This is a genomic window from Brenneria izadpanahii, from assembly GCF_017569925.1.
Lineage (GTDB): Bacteria > Pseudomonadota > Gammaproteobacteria > Enterobacterales > Enterobacteriaceae > Brenneria > Brenneria izadpanahii.
In genome coordinates this window covers 4,365,941-4,390,762 of sequence record NZ_CP050854.1, presented here as the reverse complement: position 1 = coordinate 4,390,762, position 24,822 = coordinate 4,365,941, and the positions used below count along the sequence as shown (strand labels likewise).

Genomic DNA, 24,822 nt, shown 5'->3' with positions numbered 1-24,822 from the left:
GCGGATCATCAGCGGCGGGCGTCCCGGTAAAATTAATGGGCGCCGCTGCGCGATGCGCCAACCCCGGTTTGCGAGCGGACAAACTGGGAATGGAAACGCGCACGCTCTTGCCGCCCCGTCTCGGAGCCGTCCGTTATCGAGAACAGCCAGATACCGATAAAGGCCGCCAGCATGGAGAACAGCGCCGGATACTCATAGGGATAAACCGGCGTCTCATGGCCGAGGATGGTTACCCATACCGTCGGTCCCAGGATCATCAGAATGACGGCCGTCAGCAGCCCGGCCCAGCCGCCCGCCGTTGCCCCGCGCGTGGTGAGTTTCGACCAGTACATGGAAAGGATAATGATGGGGAAGTTGCAACTGGCGGCGATGGAAAAGGCCAGACCCACCATAAAGGCGATATTCTGATTCTCAAACAGAATGCCAAGCGCGATGGCGACCAGACCCAGCGCCAGTACGGTCATTTTCGAGACTTTCAGCTCATCGCGTTCGGTGGCTTTTCCTTTCTTGATCACGTTGGAGTAGAGGTCGTGGGAAACCGCCGAAGCCCCCGCCAGCGTTAATCCGGCCACCACCGCCAGAATGGTCGCAAAGGCGACGGCGGAGATAAAGCCGAGGAAGAAGTTGCCGCCCACCGCATCCGCCAGGTGAACCGCCGCCATGTTGTTGCCGCCGATAAGCGCGCCGGCGGCATCTTTAAAGTCAGGATTCGCGCTGACCAGCAGGATAGCGCCAAAGCCGATAATAAACGTCAGGAAGTAGAAGTACCCCATAAACCCGGTGGCGAAAAAGACGCTTTTCCGCGCTTCTTTGGCATCGCTGACGGTGAAGAATCGCATCAGGATATGCGGCAGGCCCGCCGTACCGAACATCAATCCCAGACCGAGAGAGAGCGCGGATACCGGATCGGACACCAATCCGCCGGGGCGCATGATGGCTGCGCCTTTCGGGTGGACGTCCATCGCCTGCTGAAACAGCGTATTGAAGCTGAAGTTGACGGATTTCATCACCATCACGGCCATGAAGGTTGCGCCGAACAGCAGCAGCACCGCTTTGATGATCTGTACCCAGGTGGTGGCCAGCATGCCGCCGAACATGACATACATCACCATCAGAATACCGACCAGAATGACGGCGATGTGGTAGTTCAGGCCGAACAGCAATTCGATCAGTTTGCCCGCGCCCACCATCTGGGCGATAAGATACAGCGCCACCACCACCAGCGAACCACAGGCCGACAGGCTGCGGATCGCGCGCTGATTGAGCCGGTAAGAGGCTACGTCGGCGAAGGTGTAACGTCCCAGATTACGCAGACGCTCCGCAATCAGAAACAGGATGATGGGCCAGCCGACCAGAAAGCCGAGCGAATAGATCAGGCCGTCATAGCCGGAGGTGTAAACCAGCGCCGAGATCCCCAGAAAGGATGCCGCCGACATATAGTCGCCGGCGATCGCCAGCCCGTTCTGGAAACCGGTAATGCTGCCGCCTGCGGTATAGTAGTCGCTGCGGGATCGGGTTCGCTTGGACGCCCAGTAGGTGATATACAGCGTGGTGCTGACAAACAGCAGGAACATTACGATGGCCTGAATGTTCAGCGGCTGGCGCTGAACATCGCCGGTCAAGGCGTCCGCCGCCTGGGTCAGCGAAGGTAAGGCGATCGATACGGACAGTAGCATGAAGCGTATTTTCATTGCCCTACCTCATCCAGCAGCCGTTTAGTCAGGCGATCGAATTCACCGTTGGCGCGGTAGACGTAGATCCCCGTCAGAATGAAGGAGATCGCGATCAATCCCACGCCGACGGGAATGCCCCGGGTAATGGCCGAATCGGAGGAGATCGGCGTTCCCAGCCAGCCGGGCGCAAAGGCGATCAGCAGAATAAAACCGACGTAAAGCGCCAGCATGATCAGGGAAAGGAGCGCGGCGAAGCGCTGTCGTTTATTTACCAATTCCCTAAACAGGGGGTTACTTTCAATCCGTTGATAAATGGCGTCATTCATCGTAAGTCTCCAGTAATCCGTAGGCCGGACAGCATGGTTTCGGGGTGACGCCTCCCGCTAAATTTTGATGCGGGGCGCAGCGGGAGGCGTCGCAGATTGAGTCGGATGGTCATTGGGGTGAGGCGCTCATCGCCTGTTTTTCTTCCAGTAGTTTTTCTACCACGCCGGGATCGGCCAGCGTCGAGGTATCCCCCAGATTACTGGTGTCGCCCGCCGCGATTTTGCGCAAAATGCGGCGCATGATTTTACCGGAGCGCGTTTTCGGCAGCGCGTCGGTCCAGTGGAGGATATCCGGCGTGGCGATCGCGCCGATTTCTTTACGTACCCAGTTGCGAACTTCGCTATACAGTTCGCTGGAGGGTTCTTCGCCGTGGTTCAGCGTGATATAGGCATAAATGGCCTGGCCTTTCAGGCTGTGCGGAATGCCTACCACCGCCGCCTCGGCGATTTTAGGGTGCGCAACCAGAGCGGATTCTATTTCCGCCGTTCCCAATCGGTGGCCGGAAACGTTCAGCACGTCGTCGACGCGTCCGGTGATCCAGTAATAGCCGTCTTCATCGCGGCGAGCGCCGTCGCCGCTGAAATACATGCCTTTGAAAGTGGAAAAATAGGTTTGTTCAAAGCGCTCATGATCGCCAAACAGGGTGCGGGCCTGACCCGGCCAGGAGTCGGTTATCACCAGATTGCCTTCGCAGACGCCGTCCTGCGGATTACCCAGGTTATCCACCAGCGCCGGCTGCACGCCAAAGAAAGGGTAAGTCGCCGAACCGGGTTTAGTTTCAATCGCGCCGGGCAGCGGGGTAATCATGAGGCCGCCGGTTTCTGTTTGCCACCAGGTATCGACGATGGGACACTTGCCGTTGCCGATCTTATTGAAGTACCACTCCCAGGCTTCCGGATTGATCGGTTCCCCGACGGAACCCATGATTCTCAGTGACGTCCGCGAGGTTCCTTCAATGGATTTATCGCCCTCGGCCATCAAGGCGCGGATTGCCGTGGGCGCGGTGTAGAGAATATTGACCCGATGCTTATCGATAATCTGCGCCATGCGCCGGGCATCGGGCCAGTTGGGGACGCCTTCGAACATCAGCGTAACGGCGCCGCAGGCCAGCGGCCCGTACAGCAGGTAGCTGTGGCCGGTGATCCAGCCGACATCCGCCGTGCACCAGTAGATATCTCCGGGGTGGTAGTCAAAGACATATTTAAAGGTTATCGCCGCGTAAACAAGGTAACCGCCGGTGGTGTGCAACACGCCTTTGGGTTTGCCGGTGGAGCCGGAGGTATAAAGGATAAACAGCGGATCTTCGGCATTCATCTCTTCCGGCGGGCAACGATCGTCTGACTGTTCGATCAGATCGTGCCACCAGAGATCGCGCCCGTTTACCCATTCCCCTTGTTTGCCGGTTCGTTGGTAAACGATCACCTTGGCGATGCTTGTTACTGCGGGATTTTTTAACGCCTCATCGATGTTTTTCTTCAGCGGAATAATACGCCCGGCGCGGATGCCTTCGTCGGCGGTAATCACCAGTTTGGCGTTGGAATCGACGATTCGCCCGGCGATGGCTTCCGGCGAAAAACCGCCGAAGATCACCGAGTGAACCGCGCCGATGCGGGCGCAGGCCAGCATGGCAATGGCCGCTTCCGGCACCATCGGCATATAGATGGCGACCACATCCCCTTTGCGAATTCCCAGGGAGCGTAGAGCATTGGCGAAACGGCAGACGGCATGATGCAGCTCGCGGTAGGTGACGGTTTTACTTTCTCCGGCGTCATCGCCTTCCCAGATTATCGCGGTTTGGTCGCCGCGTTCCGCCAGATGGCGGTCCAGACAGTTGGCCGCGACGTTCAGCGTTCCATCCTCAAACCAGCGAATGCGAATATGACCGGGATCAAACGATGTATTTTTCACTTGCCGATAAGGTTTGATCCAATCAATAATTCCCCCTTGCTCGCGCCAAAAAGAGGTTGGGTCATCAATGGATTGCCGATACAACTTTTGATATTGGTCGGCGTTTATCAGAGCATTCTCCGCGATAGCGGCCGGTATTGTATGTTTATGATATTGAGTCATGTGCGCCTCTCCTTAAACATGTTAAGGATATGTCAATGAATAGTTAATGGCATTTCCCGCGCTACATTTGTTTCTTTTTTGAGCGGCAGATCACGCAATGCAGGAGAGGCATAAGGCGTTGTTTAAGGAATAACTTGAATACTCAGGAATATAACTAAACTTCCTCGACAAGAGAGGGACACGGTAAGTGACATATGCCATACTATGAAAAATTATAAGAATTATTCACTCCATCATAATGAATAAAACGATCAATTCATCGTTATCCATAGTCTTAATCTATTGTTATCAATAATTTGATCGTCCTTTACGATCAAAACGCATAAAGATCTCTCTTATTCCGCCGATAGTGACAGTATTGTTTACGGTATATTTAATTCAGCGCCGTTTATTTAGATTTATCTGATTATCAATAGAGAAAACACATGGATAATCGTGGTACATAACGACACCGCCATTAACGCTGTCAGGTGGCCTGAGTAGAAATGGAAGTGAATGGTCTGTAAATCAGACCGGCGGTTTCAATTGTTATTTTTTGTTTTTTGTTAGATAGGATCCGGTTTCCAAAACTAAGCAGCTTAGATAACTACATTATGCCGGGCACCCCCGGGGGAACCGGTGAGTTGAGTGCTTATCGCTAGGTGGTTGTAGGCTAAATTTCGTAGTCAGCGCTTATCGATACCTTTTACATAGCATGAAGCAGAGGGAAATAATGAGTCTGATATTTGGCCGGAACGAGATCATTGGCATGCTAAGTCAGCCCGTTCAGAATGAACGGCGAGCTGCTGCGGTCATTGATGAAACGTGCAAAGTTGTTTGTGCCAACTCCGCTTTTAATGCGCATTTCGGGCTGCGTTCGGAAATGAATTCGTCGATCTCTATTGATGATGTTCTGCCGATTAGCGTGAAATTCGCCTATCAGGATTTTATGACCGACTCCAATGTATTAAGTACGCGTGTGGTGTCGGACATGCTGTCTGATGGTTTTACGAAAAAGCAGTTCGGAACATTATCGTTTTCTAAATTGAATGTTGAAAATCGGGTGCTGTCTCTGTTGATCCTGAATCAGGAGCCTTCGGAGTCACCTACGAATCTGGCCTCTTAAAGGCGGCTATCAGCCTGTTGCCGGGATAGGCGAGTTCAGTGAACGCTACTTTTCCGGTAAGCGAAAAAGTATTGTAGTGGCCGAAATCAGAAAGGGATATCAATAGCGGTTGATTGTATTGATGTCCCTTTCTGACGTAATAGTTGATTATTTTTTCTGAAAAGGAGGCCTTCGGCCTGGAATGTATAATCTGGCCTTATTAATCCGCTTTTTTTTCGTCAAAACTTTGAACCTTTATCTTCTCTTTTTCTTTATCCTTATCAATTTAGATATATCAAAATACGAATTGGCATTATAGCGTTGCTTTATAAAAAATAATGAAACGAGTTGGCATTCGTTTGCCGTCAAGCTATTTCATGGTTAAAAAATAATTAACTATTTTTTATTTATTTGTCTATTAAGTCGATTTTTTAAAGTCGGCAAAGTTATTCTTTTTTCCGGCTCGCCGCTAGCGAATCGTTTTGATAGAAGCCTGTTGGATAAATATTCTGTGATGGCTATTTGTTCATCCCCGCGGGGGGTATCCGGCTTCGATATGTTAAGCGCTAACCCAGATTGGAGCGTTAACGATCGATATCCGGATGAGTTTTATGCTTTTTGTTTCTTGATTGTTAAAACAAATCTTTTCTAAGAAACGCCCGCGATATTTTTTGTTCACCGATTTTTGCGGCGTCCGGCTCCTTAGTGCGGAAAGCAACAAAATGGAAACATTTAGTTAACCTCGGGCGGATTTCCCGGTTATGAAAACGACGTGCCAGAAATCGTTATCTTAACGTTTACGACCGTATGCGGTTTCTCCCGCATCGCGGGCACTTCATCTGAAAATGATAATTAACTCTAATATGAAGGCCGTACGTCTTCTGTTATCGCTAACCCCCTTGCCGGGATGATTGTCAATGTATCCTGAAGGAAGATCTTTGGGATGACGTTTTACCATGCTGCATTTGTGGTGGGGGCGGGCTGGACAAGAGGGAGCACAATGAGTATTCAGACGGTGTTTTATCCGGTAGGACTGCCGGAGCTGACGCTCACCGGCGAGGAACTGGCGCAGGCGGGTTTCACCGCCGGGACGTTATTTCGTATCCGTCTGTACCGCGACGGGCTTATGCTCACCCGGCTGGGTAAGGACACCGATATCGCCGCGCTGCTGGCTGAACTCGACGACTGCGACAGTGAGAGCGCCGACTGGGTACGCGATAACGGCAAGCTTTATCTGGCGGGCGACTGGCTGAGCCGCCGCGGACTGTTCGGCCGGCCGCTGGAGATTGAACTGTTGCCCGGTAAGATGATTATTCGAGCGGAGTCTGGGGTAATGCTGGCTTAATCATTGGGCGGGTAAAGAAAATAGCCGGAAGGATCGTTGGGATCGCTTCCGGCTTCTTAAAATTTATAATGGGTAGTCATTTACTTTATTTAGATCAACACAGTCTTTCAATTCTATACCGTATTTTGATAGTTGTTCCATAAGTTCATCTATTGAATAAAAGTAAATGTAATTCCCGACTCTGTCGTAAGATGGATCTAGTCCATTTTCTATATCTTCCGCTAGGAAGTGAGAAACTCTGAGTTTGAATTTAGCGTCAGATTCATTGCATGAATTTGAATAAGGAGAACCTCCTAACATTGCTCCTGGCTCTGTCCTAAATGGATAGCTCGGCTTTAGATCATCTTGTAAAGATAATTCAATCCAAGAGCGATAGTCATCGTTTCCTTCATTGAACTCTTTTATCAAGGTCTTTCCTTGCAATAGATTTATAAGGTTTTTATTTTCCATATCTGGCCTATTCCTCTCTACCAAGGGAGATTATATGAATTACACTTCCAGCAAATTGATGAATTTATAAGTGCGGAAGATCGCTATCAGGATTATTTGGCCCATGCGGGAACATCCATCTTTTCAAACTGAGATATCAAGAGCATGACTTCACCTTCATCTTTAGCCCTCGAAAGTCACAGTTAATAAATTTCGTACTTATTTTCCGCCGTACTACGTGATAGACCCAGCGGATCAATCTACGCCAACGCATTCGGCGTGTACTGATGCAGGTTAATCCCACTTTCTAGAAAAAACGAGATTTAATAACTCTATATTATTTTTTCCCTTACCTGCTTCAACAACAATTCTGTTTGGATCTAAAATCGTCACTAACATTGTTTATTCCTATTTTCCTTCATTTACTTTTAAGATAGTATTAATTACAGAGTTATCACTGGTTGATTGATAGTTTATGACCATTTCCGGAGCGCCGCCAGGCAGGTTCTGTCCTGATTTTGTGAAGAATTTATTATCTTCTAATGGCTATGGCAAAGGAGCATTCTGCGCCAGACACCGCCGACTGGCTTATCCACTTTTCCGGCGAGCTGGATTTTGCGGGGACAATTAATCAGTAAATAACCGCGACTAAACGACAGGTAAAATAAAAACGGAAAGATCTTTGGGAGCGATTCCAGATTTCTTTCATTTAACCATCCAAGTTATATCTTCTAATGTTTTAATAGGACATGTTATATAATTCTCATATCCACAAAAAGATACTGAGTATTTATAATCACATTTCCTACCATAAAACATAGAGTAAAATTTTGATGAAAACTTCATTAATTCATGAAACTTTTCTGGTGGAATATAATAGCCGTTATGCGCAGGTAATATTTTTTGCATATCTTGTATTGACAAATAACAAATATTTAAATCTTTATTTAGATATACCGTTGATGATTGAATAGCATCAGTTTCAACATATACTGTTAATTCTTCATCATCTGAAGTGAGCAAGTTAACTGTAAGTCTTTGTTCACTAAAAAACCATTTCTGTAAAACTGACTCTGAAGCAATGTTTAACAAGCTATCATTATTTGAAAGCGTTTGCAAAATCATCCCATTGCCCTCTGTTAATGATTTTATCTCTTAAGAATAGATGTCCTTTCTTCCCATTAATATTTAATTACACTGGGAAGATACCAGCTTAGTATGATTTCCATAAGTAACTAACAGACCAATTATCTTCTTCATTCAAGGCTAGATATTTAGCTATTAATTAAAAATCATCTGAAATTCTGGCAGATATTTCGTCATTTCCTATAACCTTGAAAGATTCTTTGAAAGCATACTCTCTAATTTTGTTGATGATATCTAAATCATCTTTATTGATGGATTTATTTTCCAATCTATTAAAATCGTCCATCCATTGACTATCAAAAAGATCTTCATCCCTGATATCAAGAGATGTATCAATTTCTAAGCTTTTCAAAAAGTTAAAAAATGACGGGGCAGATATTTTTGTATAAAGATCGTTAAGTTTATTCATAGCCACTATAGAAATCCTTGTTCAAAAAGCTATTTTTCAATCAATTCAACAGCTTTTATCGGAGTAACATCTTCTCCCAACAAATCGGTGCTGTTAGGAGAACGCACATCAACTTTAATATCGTCTAATTTCTGGTAAGCATACTGGTTCAACCCACCCAACAGCCCTATCGGAGCCGGCGCAATAATCTATCAGGCTTTCGGGTTGTACTACTTGTTTCGGCTGTAAGTTACCTTCATTCAGCCGTCATAGTGCAGGAAATCGCGCACGCTACCGCCCGCCGTCGAGAAAGTTGACTATGGCTGAGAAGCATTTTAAGTCAAGCTGCGTGGTAAATAAAACAGCTAAAACAGAACGTTACTACACCGTGGGATATGCCCCGCAAAACGGCAGACCCAACCCGCCGTCCGCCATTAACCTCAAGGGCCGCTGGCTGGAGGCGTCGGGCTTTATGACCGGCATCCCATCACCATTACAGTGGAGCGAGGCAGGCTGATTATTGAGACGCAGATTAAACTCTGATCGTTGAACTAAACAGCAGGTAAAAATAGCCGGAATGATCGTTGCGATCTCTTCAGGTTATTTTTATTTCATTGCTCTTCAATATCAATAGACACATCAGAGTGAATTAAACTATCGTTTATATACTTCAATAGTCTTTTTGCATTCCCTGCATGAATTTCTAAAGAAACACCGCTAGATGAAAAAGATAGATCAATATCTGAACTCCACTTCGATTCCGAATTTTTACTTTTAAATCCAGCCGAGTTTTCGTCCGAAAAGATAGTTACGTAATCAGATGAGTTAGCTATCAGAGACCTCATCTTTCTATACAAATCAGTCGGTTCAATATCACTAGTCAATTGGTATTCATAACTCATTTTATCTTCCACTTCCGTGAGGCCTATTTCTGACACTCGGATAATTTGAGGGATTCTTAATTCCAATGTGAGTTAAATCTGGATTCGAAGATATATTACCGAAGTCATCAAGCTGATCACCTAAGGGATTTTCTTTATGTATATGTGCATTTAGACCTGACTTAGGTGTTAAATCCCCATTCTTCATATTCATTGACTGATTACCCTATGGATGGGTTCGTACTTCAGAACCATCGGAATGTTTCCAAACTTGGTTTCTTGCTGCACTGTTACTGACTTTAGTTTGAGTGAAACCATTTTTAGCCAGAATCTTCTCTACCTGACCTGGCTGACTGATTTTCCTCTTAGTTTAGATAATTGACCAGACGCACTATTACACCTTGCCAGCCCCAGCGGATCGATCCAAGTCAGCGGGTTCGGCGCATAAGCATAGGTGTTCAACCCGCCCATTAGCCCTATCGGGTCCGTCGCAATAATCTATCCGACTTTCGGATCGTACTACCTGTTTCGGCTGTAAATTATCTTCATATCGTCGTCATAGTGCAGGAAATCGATCATGCTACCGCCCGCCCACGAGAAAGTTGACTATGGCTGAGATGCATTCTAAGTCAGACAGCGTGCTAAATAAAGCAGCTAAAACAGAACGTTACTACACGGTGGGATACGCCACGCAAAACGGCAGACCCAACCCGCCCTCCGCCATCAACCTTAAAGGCCGCTGGCTGGAAGAGTCGGGGTTTATGACCGGGATGCCGATAACGGTGACGGTTGAGTGGGGAAGGATAGTGATTGAGAGCGAAATTAATCTCTGATATCGCACATAATAAATAACAGATAAAAATAATCCGGAAGGATCTTGGAGATCGCTTCCGCATTTAATGAGAGCGTTAGAAATTCTGTGTCATTCCAGTAATATACTTCAAAAAAGGAATGACACATGTCCCAGCCCTTCGATTTCGACAAAGCACTTAAGGCCCTCCAGTCCGGTCAGGCATTAACAGGCAAGGATGGTATCTTAACCCCATTAATTAAACAGTTAACTGAAGCTGCTCTGGCCGCTGAACTTGACTCTCATCTGGCTGCAGATGTGGAAGCAAACCGTAAAAACGGTTCCGGCAAAAAGACCATTAAAGCGACGACCGGCAGTTTTGAACTCGCCACACCACGCGACCGCAATGGCACTTTCGAGCCTCAGTTGGTAAAAAAGCACCAGACCACCCTGTCCGACGAGATTGAGCACAAGATTATCCGCCTGTTCGCTCTCGGCATGAGCTACGCCGACATCAGCCGGGAAATCGAAGACCTGTACGCTTTCAGCGTTTCCACGTCCACTATCAGCGCCGTTACCGACAAGGTCATCCCCGAACTGAAACACTGGCAGCAGCGCCCGCTGGAGCCGGTGTATCCTTTCGTCTGGCTGGATGCCATCCACTACAAAATCCGTGAGGATGGGCGCTATGTGAGCAAGGCGGTGTATACCGTACTGGCCCTGAACGCCAAAGGCAAAAAAGACGTGCTGGGGTTGTATCTGTCTGAAAGTGAAGGAGCCAACTTCTGGTTGTCGGTGCTGACCGACCTGCAAAACCGGGGTGTCAGGGATATCCTGATTGCCTGCGTGGACGGATTGACCGGGTTCCCGGAAGCGATAAATAGCATTTATCCGCAGACGGAAGTGCAGTTGTGCGTCATCCACCAGATACGCAACTCCATCAAATACGTGGCGTCGAAGCACCACAAAGCGTTCATGGCCGACCTGAAGCCGGTTTACCGCGCGGTATCGAAAGCGGCGGCGGAAACTGCGCTGGACGAGTTGGATGCCAGATGGGGCCAGCAGTATCCGATGGTTATCCAGTCATGGCGCCGGAAATGGGAAAATCTGTCGGCGTACTTCCGCTATCCGGCGGATATCCGCAAGGTGATTTACACCACCAACGCCATCGAATCAGTTCACCGGCAGTTCAGGAAGCTGACGAAAACCAAAGGGGCGTTCCCTAATGAAAACAGCCTGTTGAAGCTGCTTTATCTGGGGCTGATGAATGCGCGGGAGAAATGGACAATGCCAATCCAGAACTGGAACTTGACCTTGTCGCAGTTGGCCATTTATTTTGACGGGCGACTGAATAACGTGATTACGCTGTAATATTTTTACCGTGACACAGAATTCTGAACACTCCCCATTTAATAACTATTTGTAGCTCACTTCACATTGGCCAATTACATCAAAAACATGATCGTAAGTACTTAAAATATAATGATCATCTTTTTCTTTATCGAATATTTTATCGAAACATGATTTCTTTGACAATTGATATTTTGATTCATCAATCATCGTAATAGTTAGGCTCTTTATATTTTTAAACTTAAAGCAAACTAAAGCTTCCTCACTTAAATCCTTGCTTGGTTGGCAAAACGACAAATCAAGAGAGGTTATTACCTCTATTTCCATAGGATACATATCTAATATGACGTTTTTTAAAATTAAAGCGTCTCTTCCATGTATTTCCCCATATATTGTCTCAATGGCTTGATTATTTACTGTTAGCATCTCACTCTTATCCCTTTTCCACCAGTTTTTGTTGAAAATCTATCATTTAGATTAATTGACTTCAAATCAGATTCAGTTGCCCAGACAGAAGGCATATTCTTTATACCAGCCTCTTTAGCTGCGTATAGTCGTCGATTATCTAAAGTAAATACGGAATGTTTATTTGCACCTTGTGAGATTAATCTTTCTTGAATGTTAGTAGGTAAATCAGTAAGTCTTACCTTCCTGATTGGTTCTACTTGATTGATATACGAAGGATCATTTTTCAATCTATAGATTAGATCATTAACTTTTTGACCATTCGAGAAAACGGAACCAATGCTATCTTGAGAGAATAAAACAGTGTTAGGACTGACAGGCGATAACCCCCACGGATCCACCCACCCCAACGCATTCGGCGCATACTGATAAAGGTTAATTCCCCCCGCCAGCCCAATGGGGTCAAGTGCAACAATCCATCCGTCTGGCCAGTCGTACTACCTGTTTCAGCAGTAAGTTACCATCATACCGTCGTTATAGTACAGGAAATCGCTCACTCTACCGCTTGCCACAATTCAAATTTTTATATTATTCCACTTACAATAATCCTTCCAATCTTTTTCATCTCTGAAGCTTGAACGATAATTACAGAAAATAGTACCTGTTCTATTATGAGGATCATATGCTGTATCAATGTGTCCCCATGCACCATAAACTGGAAGATCACTATTGGTTTTTTCTCTAAACCATTCCCTCAATCTTTTTGTCACTTTCCCTTCAGCCTTTTTTTGTTCGCCCATTAATAATTTTTCAGGAGCAAAACGCCAACTACCTATAGTTGCATTCATATCATTAGGTCGAACAAAGTTAATTATTAGATAAATATCGCCATCCCTATTTTTTTTTAGATCAAAGATAGTTCGGTAAGAAATAGTGCTATCTCCTTTACTGGGCCATGCCTCCCAATCTAAGTTGTTAGCTTCCATTATTTCTTTTTTAGTTATAAATGGTGTTAGTACTAATTTGTTATCGAAAACTAATATTCCAGTCATATTATCGATATTCATGGTTATAATCCGATATCAAATGGATCGCCAATTGGCTCAAGCACCGTCTTATAATTTGATAAGAAAAATTGTGTTCCATCACCTTGACCAAACACAGAAGTATCTTGTGATAGCGCTTGCCCTGTTCCAGCTACAGCATCGCGTTTTACGCGGTAAGCTTGAATTTTGCTACGGAATCCATATTTTTCATGTGGAAGCACCTGCAAACTCTCCCATAGTTTTTGTCTGCTACCGCCAGCGGCATCAAGCGTCGCCTTATCAAAATAAAAACCAGACTGTCCGGGCGCACCGCCGTAGACGATGTCGCCTTCTTTTAACATAGTGTTAGACCACGAGTCGCGTCCTTTATACGCACCATGACCTTGCCACTGCCTAGCGAAAGCAGCCTGATTATGGTCATTTGCTTTCGTCGGTGCACATTTGGGTTTCAACCCCAACGGATCTATCCACGTCAGCGGATTCGGCGCATAAGCGTAGTTATTTAATCCCCCCAACAGCCCTATCGGGTCATCGGGACGATCCTGACGCCGTCGTACTTTTTAGCGCACTTAACCCATTGATGCAACATGCTTTTCAGACAGTGTTTTCGGCCTATTTAACATCACCGCAACCCGAACACCCCGACGCGCACTTTTACTCCCGCACACGCTACCGCCATGCTGTGACTGCCCTGTCTGCCTGTGCCACATCATAGCAGCGGCGTCAGCCGCTGCCATTAGTCGTTTGCTGTTGAACCGGGGTTAGCGCGGCGCGAGCCGTTCCGCAGCTTGCTGTGGGACGGTGAAGCGTCTGCCGGGGGCGGGCTGGCGAAGCCCGCAGGAGAAGAGGTTGAACAGGGAGGCCCCCGGCGGGGGCCGCACGGGGCGGAGATGGCGAGCACGGGAACGAGCAAGGAGCCTGCGACTGCGAGCCGGGCGCAGCAAGTCGCAGCGGGGTTGGGGCGGGGGCGAGGTGAAGCCGTTTAACGCCGTGACGCAGGAACGGCTTCTGCTTTGGGGTTGACGTTGATGTTGGCCGAGCGTTGGCACAGATGCCTGCGCCGCCAGGGACGGCGGCCACGCCGTGGATGCCGAAGAACGCTTGCCGCTGCCGACAGCAGAGGGCGCAGCCCTGTGCGCCACGCCGCGCCACGAACCCGACCCCGGCGGCCAGCCGCTCACCGTTGTTGAGGTAGCCCGCAACGCGCCCTTATGCTTCCCGGCGCCGCCGGAGTGCCTTGGCCGAACAAGGCAAGCGGTGCGCCACGGACGGCGCAGCGTTTGCCCTGCACCGTCCTGCTGGCTTGAAGAGAGTGAGCTACTTTTTCGGGCTGTCCGGCGACACCGGGTTATCCGCGTTGCGCTTCTTCCAGCGCGCTTTCTGTTTCCGCTCTGCCGGGTGCGTCCTCTCATGCACCTGCTTCAGATGACCGATGGCGACCCGCGTATAGATTTGCGTCGTCTCCAGCTTCTCATGGCCAAGTATCGCCTGGATATGTCGCGTGTCAGCCCCGTTCTCCAGCATCTGCGTCGCCATACTGTGCCGGAACACATGGCACGCGCCCGGTTTATCCAGGTGACCCGTGCCCCGGATGGCCTTGCCCGCCATCTGCGTCAGCGTCGCCCGCGCCAGTCCTTTTCCTCTGTGGCTGATAAACAAGTGGCCGCTGTCATACCGTTTCGCCAGTTCAGGCCGGGCATGGTTCAGATAACGTACCAGCCACTTACACGCTCGTTCACCCAGCGGCACCACCCGGTCTTTATTCCCCTTGCCCTGACGCACCGCCATCACGCCCCGACTCAGGTCGATATCACTCAGCATCAGATTAGCGGCTTCTGTCCGGCGAACGCCCGTACTCCACAGCACTTCCAGTATCACCCGGTTACGCAGCCCGATAACGGTGCCGCTCTCCACCGACTGCAACACGCCGCCCGTTTCCTCCTCGCTCAGCACCTGCGCCGGTAAGCGCCGCTCTTCTTTCGGCAGTTGAAGCATCTCCGCCGGGTTGTACAGGATAACGTGACGCCTGAGCAGCCAGCGGAACAGCATGCGGATAGCCGACAGCCGGTTTAACTGACTGCCCGCCGTTAACGGTTTCCCGTCCGCTTTACGATAGCCCCGCAGCCAGCGCTGATACCCTTCCAGCCCTGACAGACTTACTTGTGGTGCATGAAGCAACCCTCTGTCCTCGCACCATGCCGCGAACGGCAACAGCCGCTCCCGGTAGCTCTCCATCGTGCGCCGGCTGTAGCCTGCCGCGCTCAGATGGTCGAGGTAGTCCGTCAGATGCTGGCGCAGCGTCTCGCTCTGGCGGCTAAGATAAGTGGCTTCGGGTGTCGGCGGTATCGGTCGTGTCATGGCGGCGCGTCCTGCGTGAGGATGAGAAGGGAACTACGGTACGATGGGCTTATCGTGTGGTGCCGGAGCAGTGTTTTTACCGTTAACCCGACCGGATGACGCGGAAGCCTTGCGGGTACTGACTTTAACAGAGATGGCCTTATCCGACTGACTACCGACCACACCCCGACCTGAGGCCGACCGCTTTTCATTTACCCCCGACCGGACGGCGTCGTAGTTATCTTTCTCTGTCGTTTTTACTGTTTTAGCAGGCGCTTCTGGCACGTCGATAAGCCCGCACAGGTGCGCGTTATCGGTCTGTGCGTCCCCGTCGAACAGCAGTTCGTAGCAGAACGTCAGCCCGCGCTTGTGCAGCATCAGGTATTCCAGTTCAACCAGTCGCGCAAGGTGGATTTTCAGTTGCGTATCACCCCACTGCACCGCGTCCCGTAACTGCTTGCGGGTAAAGTGATATTCCGCCTTTGGCTGCCCGCTGCCGGCAACCCAGCCCTGTATCAGCATCAGCAACTTCCGCGTCTGCGGCGGCATTTCGTCCAGCGTCCGGCCCAGTATCTCGTGCGCCAGCCGGTTGGCCAGCACGATATCCGAGCGCTCGACTTCGATATATTCGATAACCTGCCCACGGTGCGAGACGGTTTTCACCTCCCGCTGGTACTGGTGCAGCAGCGCGATGCTTTGTATCAGCGTCAGGTACTTCATATGGTCGCGCCGGGTGCGCGTCTTGTCGCTCAGGAACGTCAGTTGTGACGCATAGGGATTGACCACGTTCAGCGGTCTGAGTAGCCGTTGCGCGTTCTGGTGCAGTTCGGTCAGGTACTCTTTTTCGTTCTCCATCAGCAGCCCTTCCAGCGTTTGCGCCTTACGTTGCTGAGCATGGATGGCTTCGGTCTGTTCGCGGGATTCGTTCACCGTCAGCACCAGACAGCGGTTTAGCAACTCTTCGTCCACGTCGATGGCCGTAGTGGTCAGCATCAGCATCACCGGGCCTTTTACCGTGTACTGTTTGGTGACAAGGTTCCCGGTGGCGTCGTCCTTGCCGGTGCTGGCGATGGTGAGTTCTCCGTCCGACTGCAACAGCTTCAGCGCATACGCCGCCTGCCTCACCCCTTCCTCTTCCGCTATCGCCAGTATCTTATGCTGTAAGTTCGTTTCACCCAGATAGAACAGGCTCTGGCCGGTCATGGCCGAGTATTGCAGCCGCTCTTCCGGCGGGATAAGGCCCAGCACTGCGTCCATTAAGCTGGATTTACCCGCCGCCGAACTGCTCTGTATCAGCACCGCCAACGGCTTGTCCAGCTTGCGCGACACTGCCGCCAGATAACCGGCCAGCAGGTTGGTCGATTCGCCCACCACGCCGCAGGCCGCGAGGTCGTCCGTTATCCTGCCGGTAAGGTTCGGGTCGCGCAGCAACGCCAGCGCCTCCGCTTTGGCGTCGTCATCCAGTTCAGGAACGCTTTCACCGTTCATTTCCGGTCGGCTCAGGTGGTTTTCCAGCGCCAGCAGCACCCGCCCCAGCGACTGTTTCAGTGCGCTTTCAGCCAACCCCAACTCCGCCGCGGCCAGCCGCGCATAGCCCGCACGACTGCGGGCGCTCATCATGTCCACGCTGTCCGCGAACACCACGCCGCTGACCGTATCGAGTACCTGCGCGTTCACCTTGAGCGCCGCCGCGCCCGGTTTCACCTGCGCCATGCCCCGGATGCGCCATTGCTGGCCGGATAACGCTATCTCAAGCTCACCACCCGGCAACGCCTCCAGCACCACGCCCGGTTCATCCGCCTGCGCCGCTCTCACCGCCTCAACCCCGGCGGCTAACGATGAGACGGGCAGCGTCGCTGCCTCTCTCTCCGGCAACGTGTCCGCCACGTCTGTGCCGGCCGCATCGTTCATCGGCACCGCGCCGTCGATTAACAGTCCGAACTCGCGTTCAGGCGCCGGACAGGGATGTCCCAGTGTCGCGGGCGCAGGATGCGCAGGAGCGACCTCCGCTACCTGACACAGATAGCCGTTGGCGTCCATTTCCGCCGGGAACACTACCCTGAACGGTGCGATGCCGTCAGCGGCTAACGATGAAGCCAGCCTGACCGCCGCGTCATTGCCCGCCGCATCGTTATCGAACGCTATCAGCACCTGTTTGACGCCGTGGCGGATAAACGCCTGCCGCATCTCATCGGTAACGCCGTTCACCCCATAGGCCGCCGTCACGTTACGATAACCCGCCACCCAGAACGACATCGCATCGATTAATGATTCACACAGGATGACCGTTTTACCCGCCACTAACGCCTGCTCGTTCCACACCCCGCCGTGTGGCCCCGGCAGATACAGGTGCAGCGGCGTGCCTTTGCGTAACTCACTGCTGACCTTGCGCCCGTACAGTTCACGCACCTGACCATTCATATCGATAACCGGCACCACGAGCGACCCCGCCAGATGTTCATGACCGGATGAACGCAGTATTCCCAGCGCCTGCAACTGACCCCGGATAGCCGCGCCGTCTTTGAGTTTCTTTGCTGGCAGACGATACGCCAGCGTGCGGTTGGCGAACCCCAACTTAAAGGCAGCGACTAACTCAGGATGATTCAGGCGGCGCTTTTCCAGATACGCGATGGCCTCCGGCGCGTTCAGCAGCGTGTGATGGTAGAACTCAACCACGCGGGAGAGCAGCGCCTGACGGCCCGCCTCATCCTCCGCGAACACCGCCGGTTCATCCTGACCGACCAGCGGCTGAACAGACGGATTTTCGCCCAGTTCGCCGCGCAGCCGTTCGACCGCCTTGCGCAGACTTAAGCGTTCCGTCTGCATCACCCAGTCCAGCACCGACCCGCCCGCATTGCAGCCGAAGCAGTGATAGAGATTCTTCTCCGGGCTGAGCACGCATGACGGCGTTTTCTCGTCATGGAACGGACACAGCACCACGAAGTCTTTACCGCGCTTAAACACCTGCCGCCCCTGCGAACGCACCACGTCCACTAACGGCACGGCGGCTTTCAGGTGCTGCAACTCGGTATCGGGGATGCGGGCCATATCGGGAACTCCTGTAAAACCTGTCAATAGACTTAGGGTAAAAATAACTCTGTTGCAGAGTACTCTATATTGGGGTATTGTCAACTGAGTTATTTAAAACAGGGAGTAACATCATGGCAGTGTTAACGACAAGACAGCTACAGCAGGCCATGAACACCAAAGACGAACAGTTTTTTAAGCAGCTTGGCGCAAGGATCGCGCAGGCGCGCAAGGAGCAGCAGCTAACGCAGACGCAACTGGCGGAACAACTGGGGATTGCGCAGCAGACGATGGCGCATTATGAAGGCGGGAAGCTCAAGGTTTCGGCGGCGCTGTTGCCACAACTGGCGCAGATCCTGAACCTGTCGTTGGATGAACTGCTTGGATTACCCGCGCCCCGCAAGCGTGGCAAGCGTGGCCCGGCTTCACGGCTGGAACAACAGATTGAGATTATCAGCCAGTTACCGCGCACGAAGCAGAAGCTGGTTTCTGAGATTTTAGATAACGTGATTGGCAAGGCAGAAGAGCAGTAAACGATAGCGCGACTGCTACAGGGGGCAACCTGTAACAGCCGCTCACCACAACCAACTGGAAGGAGTTGACTATGGCTGAGGCACATTCTAAGTCAGGCGTCACCGTTAATAAAGCAACCAAAACAGCGCGTTACTACACCGTGGGATACGCCCCGCAAAACGGCAGGCCTAACCCGCCTTCCGCCATCAACCTTAAAGGTCGCTGGCTCGAAGAATGTGGCTTTATGACCGGGATGCCGATCACCGTGACGGTTGAGCGGGGGAGACTGGTGATTGAGACGGAGATTAATGTCTGACATTGCACGCAATAAACAGCAGGTAAAAAATAGCCCGAAGGATCTTTACGATCTCTTCCGGCTATTTTTATTCAAAGATTATGCATCGTTTTCAGCATATTGGATCAATCGAAAACATTGATCTTTACTTGAAGGTTCTTGATCTAAATTAGATAACCAGCCTTCTAAAAATTCTTTAGTAAGGAATATTTCTAAAAAATAATCAGCATTTACTTTAACGGCTTCATCAGGTAATCCGCCGTCATTGGGTTCTGTTGCGACAACTGCTTCCGAGTCAGGTTTCCACGGCTGAACCACATAAATAGTATCGTCATCATCGAAGCTATCAAGCTGATTTATAATATCATTTAATGTCATTTCACTTTCCCCATACGGCATATCCACCGTAACCATCAGGATGCAATATCTTCCAGAACTCACTTCCCGGAGTATGCTGAGAACGAGGAACTAATCGCATAACACCTTCGTCAAGCTCATGATGCCATGTCCAGCCTTCCGGCGGTTTTCTCGGAGCCAGTCCGGTAGGCGTGCGTTCAAGATTAATTCCTAACCCTTTCATATTTTGGGCAAAACCTTTATCGGATTCCATTGCTTTTAATAAAGATTCGTTTGCTTCCTGAAAATGTCGGCCGCGTGATACACCGGGGTAAGATGTTTTAGACAGTTTCATTTCATAGGCTGTGGAATAAGCATTTGGCGGTTTGTTGCTACTACACTTCGCCAACCCCAACGGGTCTATCCACGTCAGCGGATTCGGCGCATAAGCGTAGTTGTTTAATCCCCCCAACAGCCCTATCGGGTCATAGGGACGATCCCGACGCCGTCGTACTTTTTATCGCACCTAACTCACTGATACCAATGGTTTTTTAAAGAGCACTTTTTATAGCATTAACACCACCTTAACCCGAACACCCCGACGCGCACTTTTGCCCCCGCACACGCTACCGCCACGCTGTGACTGCCCTGTCTGCCTGTGCCACATCATAGCAGCGGCGTCAGCCGCTGCCATTAGTCGTTTGCTGTTGAACCGGGGTTAGCGCGGCGCGAGCCGTTCCGCAGCTTGCTGTGGGACGGTGAAGCGTCTGCCGGGTGCGGGCTGGCGAAGCCCGCAGGAGAAGAGGTTGAACAGGGAGGCCCCCGGCGGGGGCCGCACGGGGCGGAGATGGCGAGCACGGGAACGAGCAAGGAGCCTGCGACTGCGAGCCGGGCGCAGCAAGTCGCAGCGGGGTTGGGGCGGGGGCGAGGTGAAGCCGTTTAACGCCGTGACGCAGGAACGGCTTCTGCTTTGGGGTTGACGTTGATGTTGGCCGAGCGTTGGCACAGATGCCTGCGCCGCCAGGGACGGCGGCCACGCCGTGGATGCCGAAGAACGCTTGCCGCTGCCGACAGCAGAGGGCGCAGCCCTGTGCGCCACGCCGCGCCACGAACCCGACCCCGGCGGCCAGCCGCTCACCGTTGTTGAGGTAGCCCGCAACGCGCCCTTATGCTTCCCGGCGCCGCCGGAGTGCCTTGGCCGAACAAGGCAAGCGGTGCGCCACGGACGGCGCAGCGTTTGCCCTGCACCGTCCTGCTGGCTTGAAGAGAGTGAGCTACTTTTTCGGGCTGTCCGGCGACACCGGGTTATCCGCGTTGCGCTTCTTCCAGCGCGCTTTCTGTTTCCGCTCTGCCGGGTGCGTCCTCTCATGCACCTGCTTCAGATGACCGATGGCGACCCGCGTATAGATTTGCGTCGTCTCCAGCTTCTCATGGCCAAGTATCGCCTGGATATGTCGCGTGTCAGCCCCGTTCTCCAGCATCTGCGTCGCCATACTGTGCCGGAACACATGGCACGCGCCCGGTTTATCCAGGTGACCCGTGCCCCGGATGGCCTTGCCCGCCATCTGCGTCAGCGTCGCCCGCGCCAGTCCTTTTCCTCTGTGGCTGATAAACAAGTGGCCGCTGTCATACCGTTTCGCCAGTTCAGGCCGGGCATGGTTCAGATAACGTACCAGCCACTTACACGCTCGTTCACCCAGCGGCACCACCCGGTCTTTATTCCCCTTGCCCTGACGCACCGCCATCACGCCCCGACTCAGGTCGATATCACTCAGCATCAGATTAGCGGCTTCTGTCCGGCGAACGCCCGTACTCCACAGCACTTCCAGTATCACCCGGTTACGCAGCCCGATAACGGTGCCGCTCTCCACCGACTGCAACACGCCGCCCGTTTCCTCCTCGCTCAGCACCTGCGCCGGTAAGCGCCGCTCTTCTTTCGGCAGTTGAAGCATCTCCGCCGGGTTGTACAGGATAACGTGACGCCTGAGCAGCCAGCGGAACAGCATGCGGATAGCCGACAGCCGGTTTAACTGACTGCCCGCCGTTAACGGTTTCCCGTCCGCTTTACGATAGCCCCGCAGCCAGCGCTGATACCCTTCCAGCCCTGACAGACTTACTTGTGGTGCATGAAGCAACCCTCTGTCCTCGCACCATGCCGCGAACGGCAACAGCCGCTCCCGGTAGCTCTCCATCGTGCGCCGGCTGTAGCCTGCCGCGCTCAGATGGTCGAGGTAGTCCGTCAGATGCTGGCGCAGCGTCTCGCTCTGGCGGCTAAGATAAGTGGCTTCGGGTGTCGGCGGTATCGGTCGTGTCATGGCGGCGCGTCCTGCGTGAGGATGAGAAGGGAACTACGGTACGATGGGCTTATCGTGTGGTGCCGGAGCAGTGTTTTTACCGTTAACCCGACCGGATGACGCGGAAGCCTTGCGGGTACTGACTTTAACAGAGATGGCCTTATCCGACTGACTACCGACCACACCCCGACCTGAGGCCGACCGCTTTTCATTTACCCCCGACCGGACGGCGTCGTAGTTATCTTTCTCTGTCGTTTTTACTGTTTTAGCAGGCGCTTCTGGCACGTCGATAAGCCCGCACAGGTGCGCGTTATCGGTCTGTGCGTCCCCGTCGAACAGCAGTTCGTAGCAGAACGTCAGCCCGCGCTTGTGCAGCATCAGGTATTCCAGTTCAACCAGTCGCGCAAGGTGGATTTTCAGTTGCGTATCACCCCACTGCACCGCGTCCCGTAACTGCTTGCGGGTAAAGTGATATTCCGCCTTTGGCTGCCCGCTGCCGGCAACCCAGCCCTGTATCAGCATCAGCAACTTCCGCGTCTGCGGCGGCATTTCGTCCAGCGTCCGGCCCAGTATCTCGTGCGCCAGCCGGTTGGCCAGCACGATATCCGAGCGCTCGACTTCGATATATTCGATAACCTGCCCACGGTGCGAGACGGTTTTCACCTCCCGCTGGTACTGGTGCAGCAGCGCGATGCTTTGTATCAGCGTCAGGTACTTCATATGGTCGCGCCGGGTGCGCGTCTTGTCGCTCAGGAACGTCAGTTGTGACGCATAGGGATTGACCACGTTCAGCGGTCTGAGTAGCCGTTGCGCGTTCTGGTGCAGTTCGGTCAGGTACTCTTTTTCGTTCTCCATCAGCAGCCCTTCCAGCGTTTGCGCCTTACGTTGCTGAGCATGGATGGCTTCGGTCTGTTCGCGGGATTCGTTCACCGTCAGCACCAGACAGCGGTTTAGCAACTCTTCGTCCACGTCGATGGCCGTAGTGGTCAGCATCAGCATCACCGGGCCTTTTACCGTGTACTGTTTGGTGACAAGGTTCCCGGTGGCGTCGTCCTTGCCGGTGCTGGCGATGGTGAGTTCTCCGTCCGACTGCAACAGCTTCAGCGCATACGCCGCCTGCCTCACCCCTTCCTCTTCCGCTATCGCCAGTATCTTATGCTGTAAGTTCGTTTCACCCAGATAGAACAGGCTCTGGCCGGTCATGGCCGAGTATTGCAGCCGCTCTTCCGGCGGGATAAGGCCCAGCACTGCGTCCATTAAGCTGGATTTACCCGCCGCCGAACTGCTCTGTATCAGCACCGCCAACGGCTTGTCCAGCTTGCGCGACACTGCCGCCAGATAACCGGCCAGCAGGTTGGTCGATTCGCCCACCACGCCGCAGGCCGCGAGGTCGTCCGTTATCCTGCCGGTAAGGTTCGGGTCGCGCAGCAACGCCAGCGCCTCCGCTTTGGCGTCGTCATCCAGTTCAGGAACGCTTTCACCGTTCATTTCCGGTCGGCTCAGGTGGTTTTCCAGCGCCAGCAGCACCCGCCCCAGCGACTGTTTCAGTGCGCTTTCAGCCAACCCCAACTCCGCCGCGGCCAGCCGCGCATAGCCCGCACGACTGCGGGCGCTCATCATGTCCACGCTGTCCGCGAACACCACGCCGCTGACCGTATCGAGTACCTGCGCGTTCACCTTGAGCGCCGCCGCGCCCGGTTTCACCTGCGCCATGCCCCGGATGCGCCATTGCTGGCCGGATAACGCTATCTCAAGCTCACCACCCGGCAACGCCTCCAGCACCACGCCCGGTTCATCCGCCTGCGCCGCTCTCACCGCCTCAACCCCGGCGGCTAACGATGAGACGGGCAGCGTCGCTGCCTCTCTCTCCGGCAACGTGTCCGCCACGTCTGTGCCGGCCGCATCGTTCATCGGCACCGCGCCGTCGATTAACAGTCCGAACTCGCGTTCAGGCGCCGGACAGGGATGTCCCAGTGTCGCGGGCGCAGGATGCGCAGGAGCGACCTCCGCTACCTGACACAGATAGCCGTTGGCGTCCATTTCCGCCGGGAACACTACCCTGAACGGTGCGATGCCGTCAGCGGCTAACGATGAAGCCAGCCTGACCGCCGCGTCATTGCCCGCCGCATCGTTATCGAACGCTATCAGCACCTGTTTGACGCCGTGGCGGATAAACGCCTGCCGCATCTCATCGGTAACGCCGTTCACCCCATAGGCCGCCGTCACGTTACGATAACCCGCCACCCAGAACGACATCGCATCGATTAATGATTCACACAGGATGACCGTTTTACCCGCCACTAACGCCTGCTCGTTCCACACCCCGCCGTGTGGCCCCGGCAGATACAGGTGCAGCGGCGTGCCTTTGCGTAACTCACTGCTGACCTTGCGCCCGTACAGTTCACGCACCTGACCATTCATATCGATAACCGGCACCACGAGCGACCCCGCCAGATGTTCATGACCGGATGAACGCAGTATTCCCAGCGCCTGCAACTGACCCCGGATAGCCGCGCCGTCTTTGAGTTTCTTTGCTGGCAGACGATACGCCAGCGTGCGGTTGGCGAACCCCAACTTAAAGGCAGCGACTAACTCAGGATGATTCAGGCGGCGCTTTTCCAGATACGCGATGGCCTCCGGCGCGTTCAGCAGCGTGTGATGGTAGAACTCAACCACGCGGGAGAGCAGCGCCTGACGGCCCGCCTCATCCTCCGCGAACACCGCCGGTTCATCCTGACCGACCAGCGGCTGAACAGACGGATTTTCGCCCAGTTCGCCGCGCAGCCGTTCGACCGCCTTGCGCAGACTTAAGCGTTCCGTCTGCATCACCCAGTCCAGCACCGACCCGCCCGCATTGCAGCCGAAGCAGTGATAGAGATTCTTCTCCGGGCTGAGCACGCATGACGGCGTTTTCTCGTCATGGAACGGACACAGCACCACGAAGTCTTTACCGCGCTTAAACACCTGCCGCCCCTGCGAACGCACCACGTCCACTAACGGCACGGCGGCTTTCAGGTGCTGCAACTCGGTATCGGGGATGCGGGCCATATCGGGAACTCCTGTAAAACCTGTCAATAGACTTAGGG

23 protein-coding genes and 3 pseudogenes are annotated in these 24,822 nt (G+C 52.6%); 7 read left to right on the top strand and 19 right to left on the bottom strand.

The window, feature by feature from the left end; translation table 11 throughout:
• Nucleotides 1–32: 32 nt before the first annotated feature.
• The 3 genes from actP to acs all read right to left on the bottom strand — a co-directional run bounded on the left by actP (nt 33) and on the right by acs (nt 4,070).
• Nucleotides 33–1,691, bottom strand: coding sequence for a cation/acetate symporter ActP (actP, locus tag HC231_RS19580; protein WP_208228366.1), 1,659 nt, complete (start codon nt 1,689–1,691; stop codon nt 33–35).
• Nucleotides 1,688–1,999, bottom strand: a complete 312-nt coding sequence (locus HC231_RS19575; RefSeq protein ID WP_208228365.1) for a DUF485 domain-containing protein — start codon at nt 1,997–1,999, stop codon at nt 1,688–1,690. Before HC231_RS19575 ends, actP begins: the two co-directional genes overlap by 4 nt.
• A 109-nt stretch (nt 2,000–2,108) precedes the next feature.
• On the bottom strand, nt 2,109–4,070 hold the full coding sequence (gene acs, locus HC231_RS19570) for an acetate--CoA ligase (RefSeq protein ID WP_208228364.1): 1,962 nt from the start codon (nt 4,068–4,070) through the stop codon (nt 2,109–2,111).
• 712 nt (nt 4,071–4,782) lie between these two features.
• Here acs and HC231_RS19565 point away from each other — a divergent pair.
• Both HC231_RS19565 and HC231_RS19560 read left to right on the top strand, forming a co-directional pair.
• Nucleotides 4,783–5,175, top strand: coding sequence for a transcriptional regulator (locus HC231_RS19565; protein ID WP_208228363.1), 393 nt, complete (start codon nt 4,783–4,785; stop codon nt 5,173–5,175).
• A gap of 979 nt (nt 5,176–6,154) precedes the next feature.
• On the top strand, nt 6,155–6,499 hold the full coding sequence (locus tag HC231_RS19560; protein ID WP_208228362.1) for a SymE family type I addiction module toxin: 345 nt from the start codon (nt 6,155–6,157) through the stop codon (nt 6,497–6,499).
• A 63-nt stretch (nt 6,500–6,562) separates the two neighbouring features.
• On the opposite strand, the gene HC231_RS19555 is transcribed toward HC231_RS19560, so the two are convergent.
• The 3 genes from HC231_RS19555 to HC231_RS19545 form a co-directional block, all read right to left on the bottom strand.
• The gene (locus tag HC231_RS19555; RefSeq protein ID WP_246494577.1) at nt 6,563–6,949 is read right to left on the bottom strand and encodes a hypothetical protein; all 387 of its coding nucleotides are present in this window, start codon (nt 6,947–6,949) and stop codon (nt 6,563–6,565) included.
• A 684-nt stretch (nt 6,950–7,633) separates the two neighbouring features.
• The gene (locus tag HC231_RS19550) at nt 7,634–8,053 is read right to left on the bottom strand and encodes a hypothetical protein (protein ID WP_208228361.1); all 420 of its coding nucleotides are present in this window, start codon (nt 8,051–8,053) and stop codon (nt 7,634–7,636) included.
• A 160-nt stretch (nt 8,054–8,213) separates the two neighbouring features.
• On the bottom strand, nt 8,214–8,489 hold the full coding sequence (locus HC231_RS19545) for a hypothetical protein (protein ID WP_246494576.1): 276 nt from the start codon (nt 8,487–8,489) through the stop codon (nt 8,214–8,216).
• 292 nt (nt 8,490–8,781) lie between these two features.
• On the opposite strand from HC231_RS19545, the pseudogene HC231_RS19540 reads away from it, so the two are divergent.
• A pseudogene (locus HC231_RS19540) lies at nt 8,782–9,005 on the top strand (SymE family type I addiction module toxin).
• 68 nt (nt 9,006–9,073) lie between these two features.
• Here the strand turns inward: HC231_RS19540 and HC231_RS19535 are convergent.
• Both HC231_RS19535 and HC231_RS24430 read right to left on the bottom strand, forming a co-directional pair.
• Complete coding sequence (locus HC231_RS19535; RefSeq protein ID WP_208228359.1) at nt 9,074–9,364, bottom strand: hypothetical protein; 291 nt, start codon at nt 9,362–9,364, stop codon at nt 9,074–9,076.
• A 315-nt stretch (nt 9,365–9,679) separates the two neighbouring features.
• On the bottom strand, nt 9,680–9,823 hold the full coding sequence (locus HC231_RS24430) for an RHS repeat-associated core domain-containing protein (protein ID WP_425490564.1): 144 nt from the start codon (nt 9,821–9,823) through the stop codon (nt 9,680–9,682).
• A gap of 128 nt (nt 9,824–9,951) precedes the next feature.
• On the opposite strand from HC231_RS24430, the gene HC231_RS19525 reads away from it, so the two are divergent.
• Nucleotides 9,952–10,176 carry a SymE family type I addiction module toxin gene (locus HC231_RS19525; RefSeq protein ID WP_208228357.1) on the top strand — a complete coding sequence of 75 codons (225 nt, stop codon included), beginning with the start codon at nt 9,952–9,954 and terminating at the stop codon, nt 10,174–10,176.
• Between the two features lie 125 nt (nt 10,177–10,301).
• Complete coding sequence (locus HC231_RS19520) at nt 10,302–11,504, top strand: IS256 family transposase (RefSeq protein WP_208228152.1); 1,203 nt, start codon at nt 10,302–10,304, stop codon at nt 11,502–11,504.
• A 45-nt stretch (nt 11,505–11,549) separates the two neighbouring features.
• Here the strand turns inward: HC231_RS19520 and HC231_RS19515 are convergent, their stop codons facing one another.
• The 7 genes and pseudogenes from HC231_RS19515 to HC231_RS19495 all read right to left on the bottom strand — a co-directional run bounded on the left by HC231_RS19515 (nt 11,550) and on the right by HC231_RS19495 (nt 18,319).
• Entirely contained in the window at nt 11,550–11,909 is a 360-nt protein-coding gene (locus HC231_RS19515; RefSeq protein WP_208228356.1) for a hypothetical protein, read from the bottom strand.
• Nucleotides 11,903–12,355, bottom strand: a pseudogene (locus HC231_RS24425) (RHS repeat-associated core domain-containing protein); the annotation flags it as partial. The pseudogene HC231_RS24425 and the gene HC231_RS19515, both read right to left, overlap by 7 nt.
• 108 nt (nt 12,356–12,463) lie before the next feature.
• Nucleotides 12,464–12,955 (bottom strand): hypothetical protein, encoded by a 492-nt coding sequence (locus tag HC231_RS19510; RefSeq protein ID WP_208228355.1) that lies wholly within the window; start codon nt 12,953–12,955, stop codon nt 12,464–12,466.
• 2 nt (nt 12,956–12,957) lie between these two features.
• Nucleotides 12,958–13,275, bottom strand: a complete 318-nt coding sequence (locus HC231_RS24060; RefSeq protein WP_246494575.1) for a hypothetical protein — start codon at nt 13,273–13,275, stop codon at nt 12,958–12,960.
• 102 nt (nt 13,276–13,377) lie between these two features.
• Nucleotides 13,378–13,464 (bottom strand): annotated as a pseudogene (locus HC231_RS24420) (RHS repeat-associated core domain-containing protein); the annotation flags it as partial.
• 787 nt (nt 13,465–14,251) lie between these two features.
• On the bottom strand, nt 14,252–15,292 hold the full coding sequence (gene xerC, locus HC231_RS19500; protein ID WP_208228351.1) for a site-specific tyrosine recombinase XerC: 1,041 nt from the start codon (nt 15,290–15,292) through the stop codon (nt 14,252–14,254).
• A 33-nt stretch (nt 15,293–15,325) separates the two neighbouring features.
• Nucleotides 15,326–18,319 carry a DNA primase gene (locus HC231_RS19495; protein WP_208228350.1) on the bottom strand — a complete coding sequence of 998 codons (2,994 nt, stop codon included), beginning with the start codon at nt 18,317–18,319 and terminating at the stop codon, nt 15,326–15,328.
• A 113-nt stretch (nt 18,320–18,432) separates the two neighbouring features.
• Here HC231_RS19495 and HC231_RS19490 point away from each other — a divergent pair, with 113 nt between their 5' ends.
• On the top strand, nt 18,433–18,831 hold the full coding sequence (locus HC231_RS19490) for a helix-turn-helix domain-containing protein (RefSeq protein WP_208228349.1): 399 nt from the start codon (nt 18,433–18,435) through the stop codon (nt 18,829–18,831).
• 71 nt (nt 18,832–18,902) lie between these two features.
• Nucleotides 18,903–19,127, top strand: a complete 225-nt coding sequence (locus HC231_RS19485) for a SymE family type I addiction module toxin (protein WP_208228354.1) — start codon at nt 18,903–18,905, stop codon at nt 19,125–19,127.
• A 78-nt stretch (nt 19,128–19,205) separates the two neighbouring features.
• Here the strand turns inward: HC231_RS19485 and HC231_RS19480 are convergent, their stop codons facing one another.
• From HC231_RS19480 to HC231_RS19465, 4 genes are all read right to left on the bottom strand, one after another.
• Nucleotides 19,206–19,484 carry a hypothetical protein gene (locus HC231_RS19480; RefSeq protein WP_208228353.1) on the bottom strand — a complete coding sequence of 93 codons (279 nt, stop codon included), beginning with the start codon at nt 19,482–19,484 and terminating at the stop codon, nt 19,206–19,208.
• Between the two features lies 1 nt (nt 19,485).
• Entirely contained in the window at nt 19,486–19,797 is a 312-nt protein-coding gene (locus HC231_RS19475) for an HNH endonuclease (protein ID WP_208228352.1), read from the bottom strand.
• A gap of 919 nt (nt 19,798–20,716) precedes the next feature.
• A complete protein-coding gene (gene xerC / locus HC231_RS19470) occupies nt 20,717–21,757 on the bottom strand; it encodes a site-specific tyrosine recombinase XerC (protein ID WP_208228351.1) in 1,041 nt (346 codons plus the stop codon).
• A 33-nt stretch (nt 21,758–21,790) separates the two neighbouring features.
• Nucleotides 21,791–24,784 carry a DNA primase gene (locus HC231_RS19465; protein ID WP_208228350.1) on the bottom strand — a complete coding sequence of 998 codons (2,994 nt, stop codon included), beginning with the start codon at nt 24,782–24,784 and terminating at the stop codon, nt 21,791–21,793.
• Between the last annotated feature and the right edge of the window lie 38 nt (nt 24,785–24,822).

What these genes read in the sequence shown, in the direction of transcription:
- HC231_RS19485 (WP_208228354.1), top strand. Translation starts at nt 18,903, where the DNA reads ATGGCTGAGGCACATTCTAAGTCAGGCGTCACCGTTAATAAAGCAACC.
- HC231_RS19555 (WP_246494577.1), bottom strand. Translation starts at nt 6,949, where the DNA reads ATGGAAAATAAAAACCTTATAAATCTATTGCAAGGAAAGACCTTGATA.
- HC231_RS19535 (WP_208228359.1), bottom strand. Translation starts at nt 9,364, where the DNA reads ATGAGTTATGAATACCAATTGACTAGTGATATTGAACCGACTGATTTG.
- HC231_RS24060 (WP_246494575.1), bottom strand. Translation starts at nt 13,275, where the DNA reads ATGTTAAAAGAAGGCGACATCGTCTACGGCGGTGCGCCCGGACAGTCT.
- actP (WP_208228366.1), bottom strand. Translation starts at nt 1,691, where the DNA reads ATGAAAATACGCTTCATGCTACTGTCCGTATCGATCGCCTTACCTTCG.
- HC231_RS19480 (WP_208228353.1), bottom strand. Translation starts at nt 19,484, where the DNA reads ATGACATTAAATGATATTATAAATCAGCTTGATAGCTTCGATGATGAC.
- acs (WP_208228364.1), bottom strand. Translation starts at nt 4,070, where the DNA reads ATGACTCAATATCATAAACATACAATACCGGCCGCTATCGCGGAGAAT.
- HC231_RS19575 (WP_208228365.1), bottom strand. Translation starts at nt 1,999, where the DNA reads ATGAATGACGCCATTTATCAACGGATTGAAAGTAACCCCCTGTTTAGG.
- HC231_RS19465 (WP_208228350.1), bottom strand. Translation starts at nt 24,784, where the DNA reads ATGGCCCGCATCCCCGATACCGAGTTGCAGCACCTGAAAGCCGCCGTG.
- HC231_RS19510 (WP_208228355.1), bottom strand. Translation starts at nt 12,955, where the DNA reads ATGAATATCGATAATATGACTGGAATATTAGTTTTCGATAACAAATTA.
- HC231_RS19525 (WP_208228357.1), top strand. Translation starts at nt 9,952, where the DNA reads ATGGCTGAGATGCATTCTAAGTCAGACAGCGTGCTAAATAAAGCAGCT.
- HC231_RS19565 (WP_208228363.1), top strand. Translation starts at nt 4,783, where the DNA reads ATGAGTCTGATATTTGGCCGGAACGAGATCATTGGCATGCTAAGTCAG.
- HC231_RS19560 (WP_208228362.1), top strand. Translation starts at nt 6,155, where the DNA reads ATGAGTATTCAGACGGTGTTTTATCCGGTAGGACTGCCGGAGCTGACG.
- xerC (WP_208228351.1), bottom strand. Translation starts at nt 15,292, where the DNA reads ATGACACGACCGATACCGCCGACACCCGAAGCCACTTATCTTAGCCGC.
- HC231_RS19520 (WP_208228152.1), top strand. Translation starts at nt 10,302, where the DNA reads ATGTCCCAGCCCTTCGATTTCGACAAAGCACTTAAGGCCCTCCAGTCC.
- HC231_RS19475 (WP_208228352.1), bottom strand. Translation starts at nt 19,797, where the DNA reads ATGAAACTGTCTAAAACATCTTACCCCGGTGTATCACGCGGCCGACAT.
- HC231_RS19490 (WP_208228349.1), top strand. Translation starts at nt 18,433, where the DNA reads ATGGCAGTGTTAACGACAAGACAGCTACAGCAGGCCATGAACACCAAA.
- HC231_RS19495 (WP_208228350.1), bottom strand. Translation starts at nt 18,319, where the DNA reads ATGGCCCGCATCCCCGATACCGAGTTGCAGCACCTGAAAGCCGCCGTG.
- HC231_RS19550 (WP_208228361.1), bottom strand. Translation starts at nt 8,053, where the DNA reads ATGATTTTGCAAACGCTTTCAAATAATGATAGCTTGTTAAACATTGCT.
- xerC (WP_208228351.1), bottom strand. Translation starts at nt 21,757, where the DNA reads ATGACACGACCGATACCGCCGACACCCGAAGCCACTTATCTTAGCCGC.
- HC231_RS19515 (WP_208228356.1), bottom strand. Translation starts at nt 11,909, where the DNA reads ATGCTAACAGTAAATAATCAAGCCATTGAGACAATATATGGGGAAATA.